The sequence below is a fragment of the Micromonospora sp. NPDC047620 genome (assembly GCF_043205005.1).
GTDB lineage: Bacteria > Actinomycetota > Actinomycetes > Mycobacteriales > Micromonosporaceae > Micromonospora.
In genome coordinates this window covers 1-19,965 of record NZ_JBIDDG010000042.1, presented here as the reverse complement: position 1 = coordinate 19,965, position 19,965 = coordinate 1, and the positions used below count along the sequence as shown (strand labels likewise).

Sequence of the window (19,965 nt, the reverse complement as noted above, 5' to 3'; positions counted from 1 at the left end):
CGGTCGGAGCGGGCCGGCCGGCGGGGCATCAGCGTGAAGGGGGCGGCGTGGCTGACACGGACATCGTGACCGTGGCCGAGGTGAAGAAGCACCTCAACATGAGCGCAACGGACACGTCGCAGGACGACGAGCTGGGCGTGTTCATCGAGTCGGTGACGGACGTCATCGAGCACATCGTCGGCCCGGTCGTTCCTCGCGCGGTCACCGAAGTCCACGACGGCGGCGGCGGCGCGCTGGTGCTGCGTCGCCCGCCGGTGCTGTCGGTGATGTCGGTGACCGAGGACGGCATTGCGGTGGTGGAGGGCACGTACTCGCCGTCGCTGTCGGCGGGGGTGCTGTATCGGTCGTCGAGCGCGTCGTCGCGTAGTCACTGGGCGGGCGGCCGGGGCGCGGTGACGGTCGTCTACCGGGCGGGCCGGGCGTCTACGCCGGCGAGCATCAAGCAGGCGGCGAAGGAGCTGGTGGCGTTGAACTTTCGGCCGCAGCAGGGCGGCAACTACTCGCCGTTCGACAGCGGCGGGGACGCGGCACCGGGCGGGGAGATGATCCTCGGGTTTTTCGTGCCGAACCGGGTGATGCAGATGCTGGCGCCGCACGCGGTCCCGGACGGGTTCGCCTGATGGCCACCTCAGCGATCCCCGCAGCGATCGACTACCTGGTGGAGACGGCGCGGGCCCTGCCGGAGGCGGCGGAGCCGGTGCGGGTGTTCGACGGCTGGCCGGACGCTCGCGCGGACACGGCGATGGTGATTGGGGTGACCCCGGACGATCCGTCGACCGAGGACGGCGTGACCCACGGCAACTTGGGTGCCCAGACGCAGTGGGAGGACTTCACCATCCCGTGCATCATCTGGGCGCACCGCGCTGGTGGCGAGGCGATGGGGGAGGCGCGGCGGGCTGCGTTCGCGCTGCTCGACGCTCTCGACACGCATCTGCGGACGCCGACGGGCCGGACGTTGGGCGGCGCCCTGAAGTCGGGGACGGCTATCGCGACGAATGTGGTGATCCGGCAGACCGGGTCCGCTGAGGAGGCCGGCGATGGCCGGGCCTGTGAGATCAGTTTCGACGTGCTGTGCCGCTCGCGGTCGGCAGCGTGAGAGGGGTTGTCGTGGCGAGGGTGAAGTTTCCGCATGACGTGCCGCACGACGTGCCGTGGCTGGGCCGCAGGGTCGAGCCGGGCGAGATCGTCGAGGTCCCGGACGGGGACCTGCCGAACTACCTGGAGGCCGGCTGGACGGCCGCCCAGGACAAGGAGACGAAGAGGGCCGTCGAGAGGCTCGACAGGGCCCCGACCAGCGGTGAGGAGCAGAGCTGATGGCGATCGGTTCCGGCCTTGGCAGCTCCTTCGGGATGGCGCCCGAGGTCACCTACGGCACGTACGTGGCGCCCACCCGCTTCCTGGAGGCGACGGCGTCGCTGACGAAGCAGAAGCAGACCTACCAGGGCGGCGGCATGGCTGCCGGCCGGATGGTGCAGCCTGGCAGCCGCCGGTACGTGACCACGAAGGGCGCGTCGGGGTCGCTGTCGACGGCCGTGTACTCGAAGGGCATGGGCCTGCTCCTCAACGGCCTGATGGGTGGCACCGTCGCGCCGGTGCAGCAGGGCGCCACCGCGGCGTATCTCCAGACGCATGCGCTGGCGGACCCGTTCGGCCGGTTCTACACGATGCAGGCCGGTGTGCCGGACCTGGGCGGGACGGTGCGCCCGTACACGTACCTGGGCTGCCAGATCACGTCGGCGGAGTTCTCGTGCGAGATCAACGGAAATCTGGCGACGACGTGGCAGGTGACCGCCCGGGACGTGTCGGAGGCGCAGACCCTCGCCGCCCCGTCCTACCCGTCTGGGCTGGGCGAGTTCCACTTTGGTCAGGCGACGCTGAAGGCGGGCACGTACGGTGCTGAGACGGCCGTGGACGGCGTCCGGTCGGTGAACCTGACCATCGAGCGTCCCCGCCACGACGGCGGCCCGTACATGGGCAACCAGGGCCTGCGGTCGCAGGGCGTACTGAACGGCTGGACCGGGGTGTCGGGCACGATTCAGGCGGACTTCCTCAACAAGGCCGACTTCGCCGACCGGTTCGCCGCGGACACCCCGGTGTCGCTGGTGTGGGAGTTCGTGGGACCGCTGATCGCCTCCACGTACTACGAGACGATCCGGTTCCGCATCCCGCAGGTGTTCTTCAACGGCGACACCCCGACCGCGGGCGGCCCCGCCGAGGTGTCCACGAGCTTCCCGTTCGTGGCGCAGCACGACGGCACCAACTCGCCGGTGACCATCGAGTACATCTCCGCCGACACGGCTCTCTGATGTCGGTGCAGGTGCGCGGCGGCGACCGGTTCACGCTGGTGGCCCGCCGGTTAAAGGGCGCCGCTGACCGCAAGGATCTCGTTCGGGAGCTGCGCAAGGGCATCCTCGACGCGGTCCCCGCGCTGAAGGATGCCGTCCGCACCGACGCCCCGGCGTACCTGCCGGACCGGTACGCGGCGGAGCTGGTGCCGTCGCTGCGGATGACGACGTCGACGAGCACCGGCGGGTCGCAGGTGACGGTGACGATCCACGTGTCGGCGAAGGGCGCGAAGGGCAACGCCCGGCAGGTCGGTGATGTGGAGGCCGGCCGGCTGAAGCACCCCGTGTTTGGGCGCACCCGCGCCCTGAAGCGGCATGCCCTGCATCGGGCGACGTCGCAGCTCAACCCGTGGGTGACGCAGGCCGTGAAGCCGGGGTTCGTCACCGAGCCGATGTCGGAGGGCCGGCCCGCGGTGCGCCGGGAGATCGAGGCGGCCGTGGACCGCGTCCTCAACAAGATCACAGGAGCGTGAGCATGACCATCATCCGGGTGTGCCTCGACGACACCGACCGCAAGCAGTACGGCGGTGACGACGGCCCCCTGCCCGCCGAGCTGGTGCTCGACACCGAAGCGCTGAAGGACATGGGCGCCGGTGACCTCGACGCCGTCGAGCGGGAAATGGACCTGGCCGTTGCCGGTCTGCTGACCGTCATCGAGCCGCGCCTGTCGGGGCTGTCGTTCGCCCGGCGGGCGGTGGCGTACCTCGCCGTGCGGATGGCCGGTCACGCGGTGTCGTTCGCCGAGTTCCAGCCGAAGCTGCTGCGCGCAACCTTCACCCAGGAGGACGCGGGCCGCCCCCCGGCTGGCCCCTCGGAGGTTTCCTCCGAGGCATGACCGTCGGCGCGTTCCTGCGCGCCGTGGAACCGTTCTTCACGTTCGAGGCCCGCATCCCCCCGTATGAGGTGCGGCGGCTGTCCCTCGACCAGATCCGCGACCACCTGCTGTGGTGGGAGGCCCACCGCGGCCCGATCGAGTTCAAACCGACCACACCCGGGAGGTGACCGGTGGCCCGCGAGAAGGTGGAGTTCGACGTCGTCGGCCGTGACTCCGGCGGCTCGAAGGTGTTCAAGCAGGTCGGTGACGCCGCCGAGAAGGCCGGCGACCAAGTCGAGGGCCTCGGCGAGCAGTTCAGCCACCTCGACACGGACATCGCCGCTGCCCAGGCCGCCGTGCGGGACCTCGCGGCGGAGATCGACCGCACCGGCAACAAGGAGCTGTTCAAGGATCTCCGCAAACAGCAGGGTGAGCTGCGCAAGCTGATGTCGGCGCGGAACCTGCTGCCCGACCCCGACGACGGCCGTAACGAGGCGCTGCGCTTCGGCGCCCGGGTTGCCGAAGGGGTCGCCGCAGGCCTGTCCAAGGCTGGCGGCCCGATCGCGGCGGCGTTCAGCAATGTGTTCGGAACGCTGCCGCCGCAGGCTCAGGCCGCTATCGGCGCAGGTGTGGTCGGCGCGGCAACTGCCGCAGGCCCGCTGATCGGTGGCGTGATCTCTGCTGCGGTGGTTGGTGCGGCGGGCGGCGGCGGCATCATCGGTGGTGTCGCTATCGCCGCGCGGAATCCGGCGGTGCAAGCGGCGGCGAAGGAGACGGGCAGCGCGTTCTCGGACGCCTTGGAACAGGCCGCTGAGTCGTTCGTTCCGGCGACCATCGAGTCCCTGGGCGTCGTCCGGTCTCGCATCGGTGACATTTCCGACGACCTGGACCGCGCCGGGAACGCCGCGTCGCGGATGCTGCGTCCGCTGACGGAGGACGTGCTCGACGGCGCCGAGTCCGCAGTTGAGGGCTTCGCCACCGCGGTGGAGCGGTCCGGGCCCGTAGTCGCGGCTCTGGGAACCATCGCCGAGCGTGCCGGCGACCTGGTCGGCGACACCTTCACCATGCTCAGCGAAAACTCGGCTGAGGCGTCGCGGGCGCTGGGCACGCTGTGGACGGTCTTCGAGTACGGCACCCGCGGAATGGTCGCCACGATCGCCGGGCTGACCGAGGTGTACGGCTGGATGGAGAAGCTGTCCGCCGTCGCTACGGGCGACGCCGCTCGGTTGGCTGAACTGGTCGCCCAGGAGGAGGCGGCGAAGAACGCTGGCGGCGGCATGTCGGAGGGCCTCCAGAACCTGATCAACGCGCTGGCCGGCACCGGCGATGCGGCTGGGTCGGCGAATGCCGACGTGGAGACGTTCCAGCAGACGCTGGAGCGGTTCCGGGACGCCGCGCTGGGGGCGGAGAACGCCGAAATCCGCATGGAAGAGGCCATCGACCGGGCTGCGGAGGCGGCGCAGCGCGGCAAGCGGGGCATCGACACGAACACGGAGGCGGGCCGGGCGAACCGGCGGGCCTTGCTGAACCTCGCCGAGGCGACGAAGGCGTCGTCGGCGGCGATCCTGGAGTCGACGGGCTCGCATGACCTGGCTGCGCAGGCCACGGAGCGGGGGCGGGCGAAGTTCCTGGCTGCGGCGAAGGCGATGGGTGTCGAGAAGGGCGAGGCCGTCGACCTGGCGAACAGCCTGTTCGGAATTCCGGAGAAGCGCCAGTCGGATGTCGATGTCAACATCCGGCAGACGCCGATCGACCTGAAGACGGTGGCTGGGCGCATCGCGGCGATCAAGTCGAAGCGGGTCGTCATCACGGTCGTCAACAACCAGGTGACGACCCGGTCGGAGGGCCGCAACGTTGGCATCGGTGACGGCGTCGGTGGTCGCGCATCGGGCGGTTCGACACTGCGCGGCGAGACGTATTGGGTGGGTGAGCGTGGCCCGGAGCTGCTGACGTTCGCGGACAACGGCTATGTGCTCAACGCCCGCCAGTCGGCGGACATCGCGCGGTCCACGATGCTCGCAGGGTCGCCGGCACCAGCGGGGGTGGCTGCGGGTCCGGGCGTGGACGACCTGTTTCGGGCGTTCGTGCGGGCTTTGCAGACGGTGCCGGTGGCGCGGATCGACAGCGGCCGGACTGCGGACATCTACGCGAGGGCGGGGTGAGTGGTGCCTGACGTGTGTCAGTTCGTCGACAGCATCGCGGCGTCGCCGACGGTGCGTCTGGACCTCAACGACGACGTCGTGTGGGGGCTGTCGTATGACGGCACGGACCTTTCGCCGCCGGACCTGCGGCGGGCGGTGTCGCAGACGCTGCTCACCGACGGCGGGCAGGTCACGGCGGCTGTGTACGACAATCGGGTGTTGCGGCTGCGCCTGGAGCTGAAGGACATCAGCGCCGATGCGATGGCCGTCCGTACGCAGGAGCTGCTGCGGGAGCTGGACCGGCCGACGAACCTGCTGCGGTGGCGGCCGGGCACCAGCGAGCCGGTGTTCTTCCGCACCATGCGGTCCCCAGTGAACCGGGTGACGGAGGTGCCGGGCGGGGGGTTGCTGAAGCTGCTCGACGTGGAGGTGCTCGCGGAGCCGTTCGCGTACGGGCTGAAGGAGACCCTGCCGGCGGTGACGGTCTACAACGACCCGGCCGAGGGGCAGACCCTCAACGCCAACCCGTACTTCGAGGCAGACGTTTCGGGGTGGACTGGCCGGGAGGGAGCGGCCCTCACCTGGTCCACGGCGCAGGCGCATGAGGGCGTGGCGTCGCTGCTGCTCACGCCTGACGGGGTGGGGGTTAACTCGCGGGCCGAGTCGGAGCAGGTGCCTGTGACGGCGGGGGCCACCTATCGGGCGTCGGCGTGGCTGCGGTGCGCGGTGACGCGGGTCGTGGATGTGCAGATCCTTTGGTACACGGCCGGGGGTGCGTTTCTGAGCAACACGGGCTCCGGTACGTCGGTTACGGCGGGGGTGTGGACGCTGGGGCAGGTGGCCGGCGTCGCGCCGGTGGGTGCGGCTTTCGCGACTCTGACGGTGCGGATGACGGGCACCCCGCCAGCGTCGAACACCCTGCACATCGACGAGGCGCGGATCCGGCCGGTCGGCGGAACGGGCGGTGCCTGCTTCGACGTGACCGATGTTCGCGGTGACGTGGAGACGCCGCTGTTCCTGCGGTTGGGCTCCAACGTGATCGGCAGTGTCTACGACTACCGCAACGTGGTGATGGGTGTGCGCCGGCGAGGCACTCCGTCGCAGGCTCCGTTCGTTCTCCAGGCGGAGGCGATGACGACGGGCACCAACACCACGTTGGGCGCAGCCAACGATCCGCTGATGTCGGGGTCCGGCCAGAACTACATGCGGGTCGCCCCTGCGGGGGCGCTGATGGAGCAGCGGCTCTACATGCCGCTGTGGCCGACGGCAGCGACCCAGGACGCGCGGGGCCGATACCGGGTGCTGGCCAGGATGCGTATCTCCGCGGTGAGTGACGTGTGGTCGGTGCAGTTCGCGTACGGGGCGAACGCGACGCTGCCGATCCGCAACGATGCGGTGCGGGTGACGCAGACGTCGGAGATCGCCTACTACGACTTGGGCACCATTCAGTTCCCGGTCGGCGCGGACCCGGTCACCGACGGCTACTCGGGCACGGAAACGCCGGTGGCCGGCACCCGGGTGGCGGTGTGGGCGCAGCGGGCGGCAGGCGCCGGAACCCTCGACATCGACTGTCTGGTGTTTGTGCCTGCTGACGACCGGTACTCGGTGACGCGGGTGTGGTCGGACACCGGCGCGTCGGCGGGGATCATCGACGGGGCCCAGCACATGGCGTACGCGGTCGGTGGCTCCGGTGAGGTTCGCATGCCGGCGCAGCCGGACGCGCCGGTCGGCGGGCTGCCGATGCTGTCGCCAGGGCAGGTGAACCGCATCGTGTGGCTGGTCGACGGCGGCAGCCCTCGCGACATCCTGTCGTCGACGTCGACGCTGACCCCGTACTACTGGCCCCGGTACCTCTACACGCGCCCACCATCGAGCTGAGGGGGTTGGGGTGAGTCTGCCGATTCCCCTGACGGTGCGGCTGCGTACGGCCCGCGCTGACCGGCATGTCACCGCCGACGCCCGGGATCTGGTGATGCGGTGGACCGATCCGGGCGGGTACGCGTCGTGCATGGTGCCGCTGGACCGGCCGCTGTCTCTCCAGCCAGACGAGATCGGCTACTACGGGCAGGTCACCGTCTACGACGCCCGCGACGGGTCGGTGGTGTGGGACGGCCGCATGGAGGATCCGGGCCGGTCGGCACGGGACGGGCAGGTGTGGGACCTCACCGCTGTCGGCGGGCAGGCCCACACCCGCGACCGGACGGTGCCGCTGGTGTACGTCGACCAAACCCTGTCCGACGCCTTCCGCACGCTGACGAACGCGCCGGGCGCCACCAACTCGACCGGTGAGGACCCGGGCGGCTCCGGTAAGGACAGCGTGATCCTCCAGTTCCCGGAGGGCCAGTCGGTCAGCACCGGCTCCCGGGTGAACGTCCGCTTCGACGCGCTGGCCCGCGCCGGCATGAAGTTGGGCCGGATCGACTACGCGTTCGACGGTGGTATCGCCGACGCCAACTATTCGGTGATGGCCATCGCCAGCACGAACGGCGGGGCGTCGGACATCGCCCGCGACCAACCGCTGTCGACCGGCGGCGGCGGATCCTCGGCGCGGGTCGTCGGCACCCACTGGACGAACGGCCGAAACACTCTCGACCTGCGGTTGCAGCGCAGCGCGGGCGGGGCGATCAAGGTCGCCGACGACCTGCATTGGGCCGCGTTCATGGACTTGGTCGTGCAGGCGATGCGCTACAACGCCAACGGCCTGGAGAAGACCACCGGCTACACCAGCAACACGATCCTGGCCTCCGACGTGGTGGCGGACCTGTTGGGTCGGCTACTCACCGACTACGACGGCACGAACGCCGTCATCGCCACCACCACGCATCCGATCGACCAGCTCGCCTACCCGGACGGGGTGACGGCGGCGCAGGTGCTCGATGACCTGCTGCGGCTGGAGGGCGGCTTCACGTGGCGGGTGTGGGAGCGTGCCGCTGCCGGGAAGTACCGGTTCGAGTGGGTGCCGCTGCCCTCCGTGGTGCGCTACGAGTGCGACGTGGTCGACGGCTACGACGGCCAGGGCAGCGCGGATGGCCTCTACAACATGGTCACCGTCCGCTGGCGGGACTCCGCCGGCCGGTCCCGGTTCACGTTCCGCAGCAGTGTGGTGCCGGAGCTGGTTGCGGCGGGCCTGAACCGGCAGGCGTCCATCGACCTCGGCTCAGAGGTGGGGTCGACGGCTGCCGCGCAGCGCGCCGGCGACCAGTTTTTGGCCGAGCACCAGTTCGCCCCGAACGGGGGCCGGTTGCGCATCGCCCGCCCGATTCTCGACTTGCAGACCGGGCGGATGGTGCAGCCGTGGGAGATCCGGCCTGGGCTGATCCGGGTGCGCGGCATCCTGCCCCGCGTGGACGCCCTCAACGCGTCGGCGCGCGACGGCGTGACCGTGTTCCGGATCGTCGGCGGCGAGTACCGGGCGTCCGACGGCGCGGCGACGTTGGACCTCGATTCGTACGCCAACACCACCCCGCGGCTGCTGTCGACGCTGATGCGCCGCATGGCCACGTTCCGGCGCCCCTAACCCATGGAGGACTGAGATGACGTACGTGCTGCCCGATCCGCCGGGCACGAGCATGGTGCTGGACCGCGACGGGATCGAGTGGCGGGGGCAGGACGGGACGTGGACGGCGTCGCCGTGTCCGCAGTGCCGCACGCGGCTCGGCACGATGACGTGGCCGGAGCTGTTGCAGGATCGGGGGCCGCTGTCGGATGTGCCGCTGCCGCCGGCGGGCGCAGCGATGGCGGGTGAGGGCTGATGCGTCTGACATGGCTGCCCGAGGTGCTCCGCCGCGCCGGCCTGACCGTGCACGTCGCGTCGGGCTGGAGTGAGCGCGGCTCGTCGAGCTGGGGCCCGATTGAGGGCATCACCATCCACGAAACCCGGGGCTCCCGCACCAGCACCGACGCGGGCGAGATCCGGGTGCTCATCCACGGCTCCAACTCCGCGCCGCCGCCGATCGCGCAGCTCTACCTGTCCAGGTCGGGCGAGTGGTGGGTGATCGCGTCGGGGCGCTGCAACCACAACCTCGTCGGCTGGGCCGGCCCGAACAAGGGCCTCGGTAACTCGCGGCTGCTGGGCATCGAGGCGCAGCACGCTGCTGGTGAGCCGTGGACGGCCCGCCAGTACGACTCGTACATCCGGGGTGTCGCCGCGCTGGTGCGGCACCTCAGGATTCCGGTCGGCCGGGTGGCCGGGCATAAGGAACACCAGCCGTGGCCGGCCCCGAAGGGGCAGACCAGCACGAAGAGCGACCCCGAATTCGACATGACCCGCTTCCGCCGCGACGTTGCGGCGAGGCTTGCTGGAGAGGACGACACTGTGACCCCTGCCGAGTTCCTGACCATCCTGAAGGACCCGAAGGTTGCCGCCGAGATGTCGCGGCTTCCGTGGGCGTTCAAGCCCGCCGACCACGACGGAGAGACCGCCCACGGGATCGTGCTGACGAACATGACGCACAGTCTGCTGACGGCGAACAACCTGGCCACGAACGCCGACACCAAGGCCACCCAGATCCTGGCCCGCCTCGACGGCCTCGACGAGGAGATCCTCGCCGGGCTGGGTGGGCAGCCGGCGCCGGAGGTCGCGCAGGCCCTCGTCGCTGCCGGCCAGGACCCGGCCGCCCTCGCCGCCGAGCTGACCAAGCTGGCCGGCACCACCCCGCAGAGCTGATGCGCCGGGCAGCGTCCGGCCTGCGGCGCCGGGTCGGCCACCGCGGGTCGGCGCTGCTGTTCTTCGCCGTCCTCGACCTCGTCTACTGCAGCAGCCTGCTGTTCCCGTCGCCCCAGGCACGCCGCGGGGTGTCGCTGATGTTCCTGTCCGGGCTGATGCCGCTGTGGGCGTGGGCTGCGGCGTGGGGCGGCGTCGGACTGCTGTGCCTGGTGCAGGCGTTCCGCCCCAGCGACCAGGCTGCGTTCGCCGCCGCCATAGGGCTGAAGGTGATGTGGGGCGGGGTGACGTTGGGTGGGTGGCTGGTCGGCGGCGTCGACCGCGGGTACGTCCAAGCGGCTGTGTGGCTGGCGTTCGCGGGGTTCGTAGGGATCATCGCGAGCTGGCCGGAGCCGATCGACCAGAAGGGGCGGCCCACGTGGACCCCACCCTTGGAGTGATCCTGGCGGCGGTGTTCTCCGCCATCGCGGCCGTTGTCGCCAGCTACATGACCAACCGCGTCGCCGGGCGTGCCCAGCGGGACTCGGCGCTGCTGGAGTGGGCGAAGCAGTTGCAGGCCAGCGAACAGGCGGCCCGCCAGGAGGCCCGGGAGTCCGACGACCGCGCGGAGCGGATCAGGGACGAAGCCGATTCCGACGTCAAGCAGTTGCGCACCCAACTCGAATCCATCCAGATCCAGCTCGACATGGCGCAGAAGGCCGCGGCCCGTCTGACGGACACGCTGATCTCCGTGGCGACGGAGGTGTGGCGCCCGGAGCCGGACATCGGCGCGCTGAGGCGTCTCGTCGGGAAGCCGGGCACGGTGAACGGCCGGTCGGTGTAGCGGGGGCCGACCGACTCAGTACCCGTCGTGGCGGTGGATCCGCCACTGCCCGGCCGCCCGGCCGGCAGCGTAGACGCGCTCCAGCTCAGCCCGCGCACCCGCCTCGTCCGGGTAGCGGACGTGCTGGGACGGCGCTGATGCCGGGTCGGACAGGTACAGATCCCATCCGGCCCCGTCCATGCGCTCCTCCAGCCTCACGTGGGCGAGGGGCACGTCCGGGTCGTCCGGCGCGTACAGCCAGGCCGACTCGCGGACCTGCGGGAAGCCTGCCATCCAACGACCGTACCCAGGAGGTACAGATGAAGCTCAAGCCGTACGCCAAGGCCGTCGTCGGCGGGCTCACCGCCGGCCTCACCGCACTCGGCACCGCCCTCGCCGACGACCACGTCACCCGGCTGGAGTGGACGATCGTGGCGGGCGCTGTCCTCGCCGGCCTCGGCCTGGTCTACGCCGTGCCCAACAAGCCGGCCTGACCGCACCACCCCAACGACTGCGCCCCCTCTCTGCCGCCCGAACCGGGCTGGCGGGGAGGGGGCGCTTCGTCGTATCTGGGGGCTACTTCACCGCCCACCGCGGCGTCACCTGCTCGCCCTCCGGCGCGTACTCTACGAACGCCGGCCGCGTCTTCCCCGGCACCGGGAACGTGATCCAACCCCGCACGCACCGGCCCGGCGCGAGAGCCTTCTCCGTCCACGGGTACTCCGGCTTCGGGAACGCGTCATAGCCCGTCTGCGACGCGCCGATGGTGGTGTCGTCGGCGTAGACGAGAGCCCACGGCCCGTTCGACACACCCACTGACGAGACGGTGATGTCCTTGTTGGCGCACACCTTCACGTCAACGGCACCCCACACGAAGCCGGGCTGTTCGTCGGGGCGGGGCGCGGACTTGGCGACGTTGTGTCGGTAGGCGTAGACGGTGGCGGTGACGTACCCGCCGCCGGTGACGATGCCCTTGCCGAAGGGCAGCGGCGTGTCCGGGTTGACGGTGGGGCTCGGGCTGGCGGCGCTGGGCGTCGGGCTTGCGGCGGCGCTGGTGGGGGCGGGCTCGGACGTGGCAGGTGCGGCGGCCGGCTCAGGGTCGCTGGCGCAGCCGGCCAGCACCGCGGCGGCCAGGGCCAGGGCGGCGGCGTAGTGGGGGAGGCGGGTCATCCGGGCACCATATCGACCTGCGGCAACGCTCGCAGGGCATGACGGACAGGTCGTCATGTGCGACAGTGAAGGCGTGATGACGCTGAGCACCCCGCCCGCAAAGCAGCGCGACGTCGATACGGCGCTCGCCGACCCGGCCCGCGTCGAGCGCTCCCGGGCCGACCACACCGAGGGCCTCCGCAAGCTCGCCACCGCCGTTGAGGTCGCCGTCGGCCGCGGTGCCACCCGCGAGGAGATCCTCGCCGTGGTGACGCGCTCGGCCGACGAACTGGCGCAGACTTCCACGCTCGCAGCGACCGCCCGCGCCCGGGTGCACGACGGCGACGACCGCTACTGACCGACACGCGAAGCGGCCCCCACCGTGCTGGTGGGGGCCGCTTTCTGCTGTTCAGGCCGCGTACTTGCCGCCGTCGAGCTTGCGGAGCTTGCCCTCGTCGACGTACCGCGGCACCCACTTGTTGATCGTCTTCATGGACACCTTGATGCCCCGGTCGGCGAGCTTGCGGCGCATCTCCGTGGGGCCGATGCCGTCCGTGCCGGCGTCGCGTGCCAGCTCGATGAGCAGCTCCGGCTGCCAGCCCTCGCCGTCGAGGCCGTCGTCGCCCTGGTCCTGCCCGGCCGCGGGCCGGAGGTCGGCGACCAGCGACCCGAACACGTCGTCGAGCTGGTCCTTCGGCATCTGGCTGACTTCCATCCGCGCCGTAAACCGCCGCAGGCCATCCCGAGCAGCCGCGCGACGGGCGTCCCGATCAGCGGGAGCAGCCGGAGCCTCCGCCTCTACCTCGACGGCGGCCGCCGCCCGCGGCCCCGGAACTGCGCGGTGGCCTCCGGCCGGAACAGTGGGCGCCGTTTCCGGCCTGCCCGCCATCCGGTCCAGCCACGGCCGCAGCGCATCGAGCCGGTGGGCGTACGCCTCCCCGCCGACCTGCTGCCCCGCCCGGTCCAGACGCGGCCGCTCCCCCGCGGTGGCCCGGACGACGGCGGCGATCCGATCCGGCGTGGTCCGGTACACCTTGATCTGCCGCACCGGCGCCCCCACGTCACCGCGCCGCAGGTAGAACGTGCCCGGGTGCACCAGGTCGGCGGAGCGGACCTTCGCGCCGGCCATCATGTAGCCCAGGTCGGTGTCGTCGTCCATTGGCCCGGCCAGCTTCAGCGCGGTTTGCTTCCGCACCGGCACCGGAATGGTGTCCTGCGTTGGGCGCAGCGCCGAGAACACCACGTTGACGGCCTCCGCGCGGCCGATCCGCTGCACCTTCAGCAGCGACTCCATCGCCTTCTTCGCCATCGGGTCCCCGTCGAGCTCGGCGGACTCGTCGACCACGATGGTGATCTGCGGCAGGTCGGCGGTGACTGGCAGCAGGTCACCGCCGGAGCGGGCGGTCAGGGCCGCGTACCGGGCCTTCCGGTCCTTCGCGATGGCGGCCGCGACCTCGGCCATCACCATCACCTTCTCGGGGGTGTCGGCCACCCAGTCGATCGGCGGCTCGTCGACCTCCCCGTCGACGTACGGGAGCATGAACGGCACGGCCAGGCCGCCGCCGTTGAGGTCGGCGATCCAGGTCAGGTTGTCCCGGCAGCGCAGCAGGTTCTCGATGAGCACCTTCAGCAGGTTCGTCTTCCCGCCGCCACGCCGGGAGGCGATCAGCCCGGACGCCTGCCGCAGGTTGATCACGGCGGGGGTCTTGTCCTCGTTGACGCCGATCGTCAGGTCTTCCCAGATCGACAGCGGCGAGTAGTCCTCGGGGGCGGGCACGTCGTCGGCGAGGGCGTACACGGTGGGCACCCGCATGACGGCGGTGCCCTGGATGTCACCCTCAGCAACGCCGATGGTGCAGCCGCGGGGCAGGCCGGCCGCAGCGCCGAGCCGGTGCTTCACGCCGTCGATCGCCTCCCACGAGTCGCCGGACTCGGGGGCGAAGGTGATGTGCAGGGTGAAGCCGGTGCCGGCCGGCCAGTCGTCGTCAGCGGTGATGGTGATGGGCTGCACGCGGGCGATGCGCTCGATGCGCTGCTTCCACACGGCCCGCCGCCCGGTCGGCGCAGTGGCCTGCCCGGGTGCTGTACCGGGCTGCTGGGCCGCCTGGGGCGCGTCCTCGCCGACGAACGCTGGCGCGACGAACACGCCGAACAGGGCCGCGCCCGCCCCGGCGACCAGGTTGGCGAGGTGCCACGGGCCGGTGAACGCGGACCAGGTGGTCCACGCTGCGGCGGCCAGGCCGGAGGCGAGCCGGAAGGCCCGCTCCGACCACGGCCGCCCGGTACGGCGGTCTCGTACTGCGACCCCGGCCAGGACAGCGCCGGCCAGGGTCGCGGGCACCACCGCAGGCACGTCCCCCGCGGTGCACAGCCCCGCACCGACCAGCGGCCCGGCGGTGGCGATGACCGCGCTGGCGATGTTGTCCCACGACCTCTGACCGTTCACTGCTCTGCCCTCCCTGGGTCAGACGTTCCAGCGACGCTCGCCCTGACGGGGGGCCTCGCCGCGCTCGATGTCGGTCTCGTTCTCCCGGTACACGGCGGTTTTGGCCTCGCCGACGGTGCTGGCGGCGGCCTTCACGTCCCCGGCGACGCTGCCGAGGGCCTCGACGACGGGGGCGGCCAGCGGCCACTCCGACTCGGCGCGGCTGGCCATCATCTTGATGCCGCCCTCGATGGCGGACAGGGCATCGCCGAGCTGCGGCAGCTCACGGACGAAGACGTGCATGTCTTCCTCGTCGTACGCCTTGAGCTGGCCGGCGAGGTCTTCGGCGGCGGCGAGGATGTCTCGCATGCTTCCCACGGTGGTTCCTCTCGATCGGCGGGAGGTGACCGGCGCCGGGGTGGCGTCGGCGACCTTCTCCACGGCTTCCTTGACCAGCTCGTCCCGGGTGGGCGGCTGGGGCTTCTCCTGCCCGGCGGCCGGCGTCGGTGCTTGCTCGGTCGGCTTCGGTTCGGGGCTGGGCTTCTTCGGCTGAGGACTGGCCTTGCTGCCTTCGCGTACGCCGCGTCGGAAGTCGGCAGCGAGCTTCGCCGCCTGCTTCCGCGCCTTGCCCCAGTTCGGACGCCACGTTCCGGCTGAGGCGCGCTGGCCGAGGCGGACACCCCACTGGCCGCGCCCGATACCTGGGCGCTTCTCGGTGGCCTGACGGCGGGCGGTCGCTCGCTTCGCGGCGCCGCCCAGGCGGCCGAGCAGGCCACCCGAACGGCTTCGGCCGGACCGCGACGTACCGCTGGGGCCCCGACCGCTCCCGGTCCCGGAGCCGCGCCCGAGGCGGCCGAGGAGCCCTCCGGCGCGTCCGGCGGACCGGCCCGCACCGGAGCCGGTGCGGCGGCCGGACGCTCCGCTGCGGCCCAGCCGGCCCAGCAGGCCACCGGACCGCTTCGCGCCGGCCCCCGACCGCCCGCCACCGGAAGCCGCGCCCCCGCGCCGACCGCCGGTGAGCCGGCTCAGCAGGCCACGCCGAGCCGAACCGCCGCCACCGCCGGAGGCACCCGACGCGGCTCGACCGTTGCGGCGGAGCAGCCGGCCCAGCGGACCCCGCGCGCCCCGCGCCGCACGCTGGCCGCCGGCCGCAGCCCTGCCGATCGGCCCCAGCGCTGCCCGGCCGAGGCGGGCGTCCCGCCGGCTCCGCCCCCGCAACCACACCAGCAGCCCGAAGCCGACCAGGATCAGCAGCACCCCGTGGATCACCCCGCCCCAGAACGGGCCGCCGACCTGCCAGACGAGCAGCTCCAGGGCGACCACGACCAGCGCGGCGGCAGCGAGAATCTTCGGCGGCGGTATCCGCAGGGACCGCCGGACCGGGCGGCCGGTGGACGGCTTCTCCGGCTTCCGGGAGTCGGGCTCGGGGACCGCCGGGGCGGGCGTCTCGGGGTGAGTCACCGGGGGGTGAGTCACCTGCGGGTCGGTCGTCATTTCCGCACCTCAGAGGGGGTTCCGGAAGGGGTGACGCCCAGGTGAGTCACCTCGGGTGAGTCACCCCGGGGTGAGGCCTTCACCCAGGCGAGCGCGTAGCAGGCCAACGCGGTGATCGCGGCGGTCGCGAGGAGCGCGGCGAGGAGGGTGTGCAGCGGCAGCCACGGGCCGCGGGCGGCCCGGTCGGCGGCGAGGAACCCGCCAACCGCGACGGCGGAGGCCAGGGCGACGTTCCCGCGCACGTTGAGCGCGGCAGCACGCTGGCGCGGCGTCTTCATCGGTGGTCCGCCCGGTACTCCATGACCAGCGCGAGCCCGGCCAGCACGAGGGCCACGGCGAACGCGGCCACGGCAACGTCGAAAATGCCGGACCAGTCGAGCAGGTCCGCGAGCGCGGCGCCGATGGCGGCCAGGCCGCTCGTGAGGGACGCGCCGTTGACGACGTAGTGCCACCGGCTGGGCGGGGTGTAGACGATGACCGGCTCGGCACCGGCGTCGCGGGACTCCGCAACGCGACGGGCCAGCTCATCGGCGGTCTCGGCCGGCATGGTGACGGTGCGGCCGGCGAGCGCGGTCAGAGGCGAGCCCTGCGGCACCTGGCTGGTGACGGCGTACCGGGTCGTTGTCATGATGGGTGTCTCCCTTGGTGGAGTGCGGGGCCCGGTCCGGCTCGGAAGGTGGGGCCGGGCCCCGCGGCTTGTGGTGGGTCAGATGCCCCTGGCCAGGCGACGCTGGTCGCGCAACCAGTCGCCCGCCGAGTCGTGCAGGCCGTTGATGAGGCCATCGGCCACCTGGTGCTGATCGCCGCTGGTCGCGGCGGTGGTGTGGAACTCCTTCTTGGTGTCGCCGATCTCGATGACGATCCGAACGCTGACGTGCTCTCCCATTGCGGTGCCTCCTCAGGCGGTCACGTCGATGTCGAGGCGCTTCCACCACGGCAACTGCTGCTCGCAGCGGATCACCCAGGCGTTCGCGGCCAGGTAGGCGTCGGTCTCCTCGGTGCTCTGCTCGCTGACCTCGGCGAGGCGGGCGCGGGCGCAGCGGTAGGCGAAGCGGGCGACGCGGGTCTGGTGGCTCATGGGCCAGCGGAGTCGGCGGAGTCGGCGGATGGCCTGGAGCATGGTCAGTTCCCCTTCGTGGTGCCGCTGAGCTGCTCGAACATCACGTGGGCCAGGCTGGCGGGAAGCTGTCCGCGCTGGATGGCGCCGAGCTGCGCGTACTGGCCGGCGATGCGCTCCCAGCCCTGCATCAGAAGCGCGCGGTAGCCGGCGTTCTCCCGTTCGTTGGCCGCGGCGGCCTTCTCAAGGAGATCGGCGGCCTTCGCCAGGTAGTCGGTTTCACCAGCGGGCACCCGTGTGGTGCCGGACTCGTCGTAGGTGGTGCCGTACATTGCGGGCTCCTTTCAGACCGCAGCGCGGTCGTCGGTGTCGGCGGACTCGATGGCGAGCGCCGGGTGGTCAGCGGGGATGCTGTTGAGGACCGTCCGGACCGTCCGGTCGGTCGTTCCGGCGGCGGCGGCGAGTTCCTTCCGCGTGCCGCTCGGGTTCTGCCGGTAGGCGGAAATCACGCGGGCCACGGTGGCGGAAGCGACGTCCTTCACGACCGGAAGGTCACCCGGAACGGATGGCGGAAGGGCTGGCGTCGCCTTCCGCTTCCGGGGGGCGGAAATTTCCGCCTGCCGGCGGGCTCCGCCTTCCGCCCGCTGCTGCAACCGGGCGATCACCTGCTGCGCCTTCGCCAGCTCCTCGGCGAGCGACTGCCGCGACTCGGCCAACGCCTCACAGTGCTGCTCAGCGGCCATCTTGTCGGCGATGGCCCGCTCCGCCAGCAGCCGCGCCTCCTCCAGTTGGCCGGCGACCCGGGCGGCCTGCTCGGACGCCTCGGCGGCCTGCGTGCGGGCGTCGCGGGCGGAAGCCTGGATCTCCTCGGTGCGGCGGATCAGGCGGGCGATTTCCGCCTCCGACTCGTGGCTCTCTTCCGCCCGTGCTTCCGCCTCCAGGGCGGCCTGCTCTTCCGCCTTCCGCCGGCGCTCGGCTTCCGCCTCGGCGCGCTGTTCGGCGTCGGCGCGCTTCCGCTCTTCCGCCTCCAAGGCGGCCTCGGCTTCCGCCCGCTTCCGGTCCGCAGCGACAGCTTCCGCCCGCGCCTTCCGGGCATCCTCGACCAGTTCGCCGTCGCGGCGCTCCGCCTCAATTTCCGCCCGGGTCTTGCCAGTCAGCGCCTTCACCCGTACGACCACGATCGGCGCAATGCAGGCGACCGCCATGACAAGACCCCACGGCGTCTCCTCGCCTTCGGTGATGAAGACGGGCACGAGGTGCACAGCGATCTGGCAGAAGAGCATCAGCGAGAGGCTGATCGCGACGTCCAGCCAGCGGCGCTTGTGGAACGCGGTGACCACGTAGACGTCGAGCATGACCGGGAAGATCCAAGCGATCCCCTCGTGGAAGTGCGCCATGACGGCCAGGTCGAACTCGCCCTTGGCGGTCAACGCCACGGCGGTGGACAGGGCGATGCGCTCGCCCCAGGCGGTGGCGTCGGCGCGAAACCAGGCTTGCGCCGGGCTCATCGCTCGGCTCCCACCATCGCGACGTGGGTGATCTCGCCGTGGCCGTCGGTGCGGTACACCTCGGCGTAGTCGAGGCCGAGGGCGACCACCATCTGCCGCGCGGCGTCGATCGCCTCGGTCTCGTTGCGGGCGATGTACCGCTCGGTGTGGTCGAACTCGGCGCCGGCGGCGTAGAGGTCAGCTCGGTACTCCATGCCGGCCAGCATGACACATCTTGGAAAGGTTGGAAAGGTTGGTAGAGTCTTCACATGTTGAGTCCACCGCCTGCTCCCAAGCCGCGTCTTGCCGTGCGACCATTGGTCAACTTGCGAGACCTGGAAGACCTGGGAGACGACGTGGCCGAGAACGGATACCTGACCATCAACCAGGTCCGCGACCGCCTCGTCGCCGCCGGCTTCAACGACAGCGGTCAAACCATCCGTCGGCTCGTCGACTCCGGCCACTTCGGGCAAGAGGGCGCCGACTGGTACCTCACCGAACGCGGCCGATACCGGATGATCGCCGTCGAGGCCGTCGATCGACTCATCGCCCGCCGGCGGCTGGCCGGCCACCAGAGGGGGGATCACGTGCCCGAGGAAGCTACGAAGCCCGAGCCGAGCCCCGTGGTGGCGAGCATCGTCACCAGCGACCTCGGCGTGCTCATCGGCCGACGGAACGACGGCAAGCCACCGTGGACCTTCATCGCCGGTGAAATCGAACCCGGAGAGTCCCCGGCCGACGCCGCGGTACGCGAGGTCAAGGAGGAGACGGGCCTGCTGGTACGCGCCGCCGAACGCGAGATCGGTCGCCGCGTGCACCCCAAGACCGGGCGCACGATGATCTACTTGGCGTGTCACCCACTCGGGAAGCTCGACGTGTTCGTCGGCGACGAGGACGAGCTGGCCGAGGTCCGGTGGGCATCCCTGGAGGAGGCACAGCAGCTACTGCCGGGCCTGTTCGAGCCGGTGCTGGCCCACCTTCAGCGGGAGCTGGGAGCCTGACGCCCTCACGACACAGCGGCCACCCCTTCGTCGGGGGTGGCCGCTGTTTTGTGTCGAGAGACAGAAGGACCGGGAGGCGCGGGGCCTCCCGGTCCGGGGTGTCGCGACCCGGCGCCAACCAGGGACGGAATACCCGCAGGTCAACCTAGGTCACAGTGTGGCCATAGGTCAATCACTGCTTGAGGTGGGGCAGCGGGTCGTGATCTCATCGGCGGGCCAACCAGGGAGCCACCGCCATGCCCATACCGATGTCGTCGCGCCAGATCGCGGACGACCTGACCGCCCGTATCCGCAGCGGGGAACACAAGCCGGGCAGCAAGCTGCCGTCGCTGCGGGAGCTGGCCGAGCTGTACTCGGTCAGCGTGTCGACGATCCAGCGCGCCCTGGAGCTCACCCGGGAGCGTGGGCTTACCGTGGGAAGGGCCGGCAGCGGCGTCTACGTAGCCGAGAATTAGCGCTGTAGCAGAGGGCAGAGTATTCCCCGACTCTCGTTCTTCAGCGACCTGCGTTTACGCACGTCGCTACAGCGCTAAGGGCGGGAGTTCTTCTAATCCCAAGGCCGCAGGTTCGAATCCTGCCGGGCGCAC

General features: G+C 71.3%; 29 protein-coding genes. 18 read left to right on the top strand and 11 right to left on the bottom strand.

What is annotated here, in order from left to right; genetic code table 11:
* Positions 1–47 precede the first annotated feature (47 nt).
* The 14 genes from ACGF5C_RS31560 to ACGF5C_RS31495 are packed head-to-tail and all read left to right on the top strand — an operon-like array spanning position 48 to position 10,786.
* Positions 48–620 (top strand): hypothetical protein, encoded by a 573-nt coding sequence (locus ACGF5C_RS31560; RefSeq protein WP_393307563.1) that lies wholly within the window; start codon positions 48–50, stop codon positions 618–620.
* Positions 620–1,096: a hypothetical protein gene (locus tag ACGF5C_RS31555; protein WP_393307561.1), complete on the top strand. Its 477-nt coding sequence runs from the start codon at positions 620–622 to the stop codon at positions 1,094–1,096. The genes ACGF5C_RS31560 and ACGF5C_RS31555 overlap by 1 nt, the downstream gene beginning before the upstream one ends.
* 20 nt (positions 1,097–1,116) lie before the next feature.
* Positions 1,117–1,314, top strand: coding sequence for a hypothetical protein (locus tag ACGF5C_RS31550; RefSeq protein ID WP_393307559.1), 198 nt, complete (start codon positions 1,117–1,119; stop codon positions 1,312–1,314).
* Positions 1,314–2,306 carry a phage tail tube protein gene (locus ACGF5C_RS31545; RefSeq protein ID WP_393307557.1) on the top strand — a complete coding sequence of 331 codons (993 nt, stop codon included), beginning with the start codon at positions 1,314–1,316 and terminating at the stop codon, positions 2,304–2,306. The genes ACGF5C_RS31550 and ACGF5C_RS31545 overlap by 1 nt, the downstream gene beginning before the upstream one ends.
* Positions 2,306–2,818, top strand: a complete 513-nt coding sequence (locus ACGF5C_RS31540) for a hypothetical protein (protein ID WP_393307555.1) — start codon at positions 2,306–2,308, stop codon at positions 2,816–2,818. The genes ACGF5C_RS31545 and ACGF5C_RS31540 overlap by 1 nt, the downstream gene beginning before the upstream one ends.
* A gap of 2 nt (positions 2,819–2,820) precedes the next feature.
* Positions 2,821–3,180, top strand: a complete 360-nt coding sequence (locus tag ACGF5C_RS31535) for a hypothetical protein (protein WP_393307553.1) — start codon at positions 2,821–2,823, stop codon at positions 3,178–3,180.
* Positions 3,177–3,347 (top strand): hypothetical protein, encoded by a 171-nt coding sequence (locus ACGF5C_RS31530; protein ID WP_393307551.1) that lies wholly within the window; start codon positions 3,177–3,179, stop codon positions 3,345–3,347. Before ACGF5C_RS31535 ends, ACGF5C_RS31530 begins: the two co-directional genes overlap by 4 nt.
* A 3-nt stretch (positions 3,348–3,350) precedes the next feature.
* On the top strand, positions 3,351–5,321 hold the full coding sequence (locus tag ACGF5C_RS31525; RefSeq protein WP_393307549.1) for a hypothetical protein: 1,971 nt from the start codon (positions 3,351–3,353) through the stop codon (positions 5,319–5,321).
* Positions 5,322–5,324: 3 nt separating this feature from the next.
* Positions 5,325–7,178, top strand: coding sequence for a hypothetical protein (locus tag ACGF5C_RS31520; protein ID WP_393307547.1), 1,854 nt, complete (start codon positions 5,325–5,327; stop codon positions 7,176–7,178).
* Between the two features lie 10 nt (positions 7,179–7,188).
* Entirely contained in the window at positions 7,189–8,817 is a 1,629-nt protein-coding gene (locus ACGF5C_RS31515) for a hypothetical protein (protein WP_393307545.1), read from the top strand.
* A gap of 16 nt (positions 8,818–8,833) precedes the next feature.
* Positions 8,834–9,052: a hypothetical protein gene (locus ACGF5C_RS31510; protein ID WP_393307543.1), complete on the top strand. Its 219-nt coding sequence runs from the start codon at positions 8,834–8,836 to the stop codon at positions 9,050–9,052.
* On the top strand, positions 9,052–9,966 hold the full coding sequence (locus tag ACGF5C_RS31505; RefSeq protein ID WP_393307542.1) for an N-acetylmuramoyl-L-alanine amidase: 915 nt from the start codon (positions 9,052–9,054) through the stop codon (positions 9,964–9,966). The genes ACGF5C_RS31510 and ACGF5C_RS31505 overlap by 1 nt, the downstream gene beginning before the upstream one ends.
* A complete protein-coding gene (locus tag ACGF5C_RS31500; RefSeq protein WP_393307540.1) occupies positions 9,966–10,403 on the top strand; it encodes a hypothetical protein in 438 nt (145 codons plus the stop codon). The genes ACGF5C_RS31505 and ACGF5C_RS31500 overlap by 1 nt, the downstream gene beginning before the upstream one ends.
* Entirely contained in the window at positions 10,382–10,786 is a 405-nt protein-coding gene (locus ACGF5C_RS31495) for a hypothetical protein (protein ID WP_393307538.1), read from the top strand. Before ACGF5C_RS31500 ends, ACGF5C_RS31495 begins: the two co-directional genes overlap by 22 nt.
* 15 nt (positions 10,787–10,801) lie before the next feature.
* Here ACGF5C_RS31495 and ACGF5C_RS31490 read toward each other — a convergent pair whose 3' ends face one another.
* Positions 10,802–11,059 (bottom strand): hypothetical protein, encoded by a 258-nt coding sequence (locus tag ACGF5C_RS31490; protein ID WP_393307536.1) that lies wholly within the window; start codon positions 11,057–11,059, stop codon positions 10,802–10,804.
* A 26-nt stretch (positions 11,060–11,085) separates the two neighbouring features.
* Here ACGF5C_RS31490 and ACGF5C_RS31485 point away from each other — a divergent pair, with 26 nt between their 5' ends.
* Complete coding sequence (locus ACGF5C_RS31485; protein WP_393307534.1) at positions 11,086–11,259, top strand: hypothetical protein; 174 nt, start codon at positions 11,086–11,088, stop codon at positions 11,257–11,259.
* Positions 11,260–11,341: 82 nt separating this feature from the next.
* On the opposite strand, the gene ACGF5C_RS31480 is transcribed toward ACGF5C_RS31485, so the two are convergent.
* Positions 11,342–11,935 carry a hypothetical protein gene (locus ACGF5C_RS31480; RefSeq protein ID WP_393307532.1) on the bottom strand — a complete coding sequence of 198 codons (594 nt, stop codon included), beginning with the start codon at positions 11,933–11,935 and terminating at the stop codon, positions 11,342–11,344.
* 55 nt (positions 11,936–11,990) lie between these two features.
* On the opposite strand from ACGF5C_RS31480, the gene ACGF5C_RS31475 reads away from it, so the two are divergent.
* Entirely contained in the window at positions 11,991–12,272 is a 282-nt protein-coding gene (locus ACGF5C_RS31475; RefSeq protein ID WP_393307530.1) for a hypothetical protein, read from the top strand.
* 51 nt (positions 12,273–12,323) lie between these two features.
* Here the strand turns inward: ACGF5C_RS31475 and ACGF5C_RS31470 are convergent, their stop codons facing one another.
* The 9 genes from ACGF5C_RS31470 to ACGF5C_RS31430 all read right to left on the bottom strand — a co-directional run bounded on the left by ACGF5C_RS31470 (position 12,324) and on the right by ACGF5C_RS31430 (position 18,592).
* On the bottom strand, positions 12,324–14,360 hold the full coding sequence (locus tag ACGF5C_RS31470; RefSeq protein ID WP_393307528.1) for a hypothetical protein: 2,037 nt from the start codon (positions 14,358–14,360) through the stop codon (positions 12,324–12,326).
* An 18-nt stretch (positions 14,361–14,378) separates the two neighbouring features.
* Positions 14,379–15,833, bottom strand: coding sequence for a hypothetical protein (locus tag ACGF5C_RS31465; RefSeq protein WP_393307526.1), 1,455 nt, complete (start codon positions 15,831–15,833; stop codon positions 14,379–14,381).
* Positions 15,830–16,111 (bottom strand): hypothetical protein, encoded by a 282-nt coding sequence (locus ACGF5C_RS31460; protein WP_393307524.1) that lies wholly within the window; start codon positions 16,109–16,111, stop codon positions 15,830–15,832. The genes ACGF5C_RS31465 and ACGF5C_RS31460 overlap by 4 nt, the downstream gene beginning before the upstream one ends.
* The gene (locus tag ACGF5C_RS31455; protein ID WP_393307522.1) at positions 16,108–16,461 is read right to left on the bottom strand and encodes a hypothetical protein; all 354 of its coding nucleotides are present in this window, start codon (positions 16,459–16,461) and stop codon (positions 16,108–16,110) included. The genes ACGF5C_RS31460 and ACGF5C_RS31455 overlap by 4 nt, the downstream gene beginning before the upstream one ends.
* A 78-nt stretch (positions 16,462–16,539) precedes the next feature.
* A complete protein-coding gene (locus tag ACGF5C_RS31450) occupies positions 16,540–16,719 on the bottom strand; it encodes a hypothetical protein (RefSeq protein WP_393307520.1) in 180 nt (59 codons plus the stop codon).
* 12 nt (positions 16,720–16,731) lie between these two features.
* Positions 16,732–16,953: a hypothetical protein gene (locus ACGF5C_RS31445; RefSeq protein ID WP_393307518.1), complete on the bottom strand. Its 222-nt coding sequence runs from the start codon at positions 16,951–16,953 to the stop codon at positions 16,732–16,734.
* Between the two features lie 2 nt (positions 16,954–16,955).
* Entirely contained in the window at positions 16,956–17,222 is a 267-nt protein-coding gene (locus ACGF5C_RS31440) for a hypothetical protein (protein WP_393307516.1), read from the bottom strand.
* Positions 17,223–17,234: 12 nt separating this feature from the next.
* A complete protein-coding gene (locus ACGF5C_RS31435; RefSeq protein WP_393307514.1) occupies positions 17,235–18,398 on the bottom strand; it encodes a hypothetical protein in 1,164 nt (387 codons plus the stop codon).
* Complete coding sequence (locus ACGF5C_RS31430) at positions 18,395–18,592, bottom strand: hypothetical protein (RefSeq protein ID WP_393307512.1); 198 nt, start codon at positions 18,590–18,592, stop codon at positions 18,395–18,397. The genes ACGF5C_RS31435 and ACGF5C_RS31430 overlap by 4 nt, the downstream gene beginning before the upstream one ends.
* 111 nt (positions 18,593–18,703) lie before the next feature.
* Here ACGF5C_RS31430 and ACGF5C_RS31425 point away from each other — a divergent pair, with 111 nt between their 5' ends.
* Together ACGF5C_RS31425 and ACGF5C_RS31420 are read left to right on the top strand one after the other, a co-directional pair.
* Positions 18,704–19,378 carry an NUDIX hydrolase gene (locus ACGF5C_RS31425; protein WP_393307510.1) on the top strand — a complete coding sequence of 225 codons (675 nt, stop codon included), beginning with the start codon at positions 18,704–18,706 and terminating at the stop codon, positions 19,376–19,378.
* Between the two features lie 236 nt (positions 19,379–19,614).
* Positions 19,615–19,833: a winged helix-turn-helix domain-containing protein gene (locus tag ACGF5C_RS31420; protein WP_393307508.1), complete on the top strand. Its 219-nt coding sequence runs from the start codon at positions 19,615–19,617 to the stop codon at positions 19,831–19,833.
* The last annotated feature ends 132 nt before the right edge of the window (positions 19,834–19,965 follow it).

Coding starts and splice junctions, on each gene's coding strand:
- ACGF5C_RS31555 (WP_393307561.1), top strand. CDS start 620: ATGGCCACCTCAGCGATCCCCGCAGCGATCGACTACCTGGTGGAGACG.
- ACGF5C_RS31545 (WP_393307557.1), top strand. CDS start 1,314: ATGGCGATCGGTTCCGGCCTTGGCAGCTCCTTCGGGATGGCGCCCGAG.
- ACGF5C_RS31540 (WP_393307555.1), top strand. CDS start 2,306: ATGTCGGTGCAGGTGCGCGGCGGCGACCGGTTCACGCTGGTGGCCCGC.
- ACGF5C_RS31535 (WP_393307553.1), top strand. CDS start 2,821: ATGACCATCATCCGGGTGTGCCTCGACGACACCGACCGCAAGCAGTAC.
- ACGF5C_RS31530 (WP_393307551.1), top strand. CDS start 3,177: ATGACCGTCGGCGCGTTCCTGCGCGCCGTGGAACCGTTCTTCACGTTC.
- ACGF5C_RS31510 (WP_393307543.1), top strand. CDS start 8,834: ATGACGTACGTGCTGCCCGATCCGCCGGGCACGAGCATGGTGCTGGAC.
- ACGF5C_RS31505 (WP_393307542.1), top strand. CDS start 9,052: ATGCGTCTGACATGGCTGCCCGAGGTGCTCCGCCGCGCCGGCCTGACC.
- ACGF5C_RS31500 (WP_393307540.1), top strand. CDS start 9,966: ATGCGCCGGGCAGCGTCCGGCCTGCGGCGCCGGGTCGGCCACCGCGGG.
- ACGF5C_RS31490 (WP_393307536.1), bottom strand. CDS start 11,059: ATGGCAGGCTTCCCGCAGGTCCGCGAGTCGGCCTGGCTGTACGCGCCG.
- ACGF5C_RS31485 (WP_393307534.1), top strand. CDS start 11,086: ATGAAGCTCAAGCCGTACGCCAAGGCCGTCGTCGGCGGGCTCACCGCC.
- ACGF5C_RS31480 (WP_393307532.1), bottom strand. CDS start 11,935: ATGACCCGCCTCCCCCACTACGCCGCCGCCCTGGCCCTGGCCGCCGCG.
- ACGF5C_RS31475 (WP_393307530.1), top strand. CDS start 11,991: ATGTGCGACAGTGAAGGCGTGATGACGCTGAGCACCCCGCCCGCAAAG.
- ACGF5C_RS31465 (WP_393307526.1), bottom strand. CDS start 15,833: ATGACGACCGACCCGCAGGTGACTCACCCCCCGGTGACTCACCCCGAG.
- ACGF5C_RS31460 (WP_393307524.1), bottom strand. CDS start 16,111: ATGAAGACGCCGCGCCAGCGTGCTGCCGCGCTCAACGTGCGCGGGAAC.
- ACGF5C_RS31455 (WP_393307522.1), bottom strand. CDS start 16,461: ATGACAACGACCCGGTACGCCGTCACCAGCCAGGTGCCGCAGGGCTCG.
- ACGF5C_RS31450 (WP_393307520.1), bottom strand. CDS start 16,719: ATGGGAGAGCACGTCAGCGTTCGGATCGTCATCGAGATCGGCGACACC.
- ACGF5C_RS31445 (WP_393307518.1), bottom strand. CDS start 16,953: ATGCTCCAGGCCATCCGCCGACTCCGCCGACTCCGCTGGCCCATGAGC.
- ACGF5C_RS31440 (WP_393307516.1), bottom strand. CDS start 17,222: ATGTACGGCACCACCTACGACGAGTCCGGCACCACACGGGTGCCCGCT.
- ACGF5C_RS31435 (WP_393307514.1), bottom strand. CDS start 18,398: ATGAGCCCGGCGCAAGCCTGGTTTCGCGCCGACGCCACCGCCTGGGGC.
- ACGF5C_RS31430 (WP_393307512.1), bottom strand. CDS start 18,592: ATGGAGTACCGAGCTGACCTCTACGCCGCCGGCGCCGAGTTCGACCAC.
- ACGF5C_RS31420 (WP_393307508.1), top strand. CDS start 19,615: ATGCCCATACCGATGTCGTCGCGCCAGATCGCGGACGACCTGACCGCC.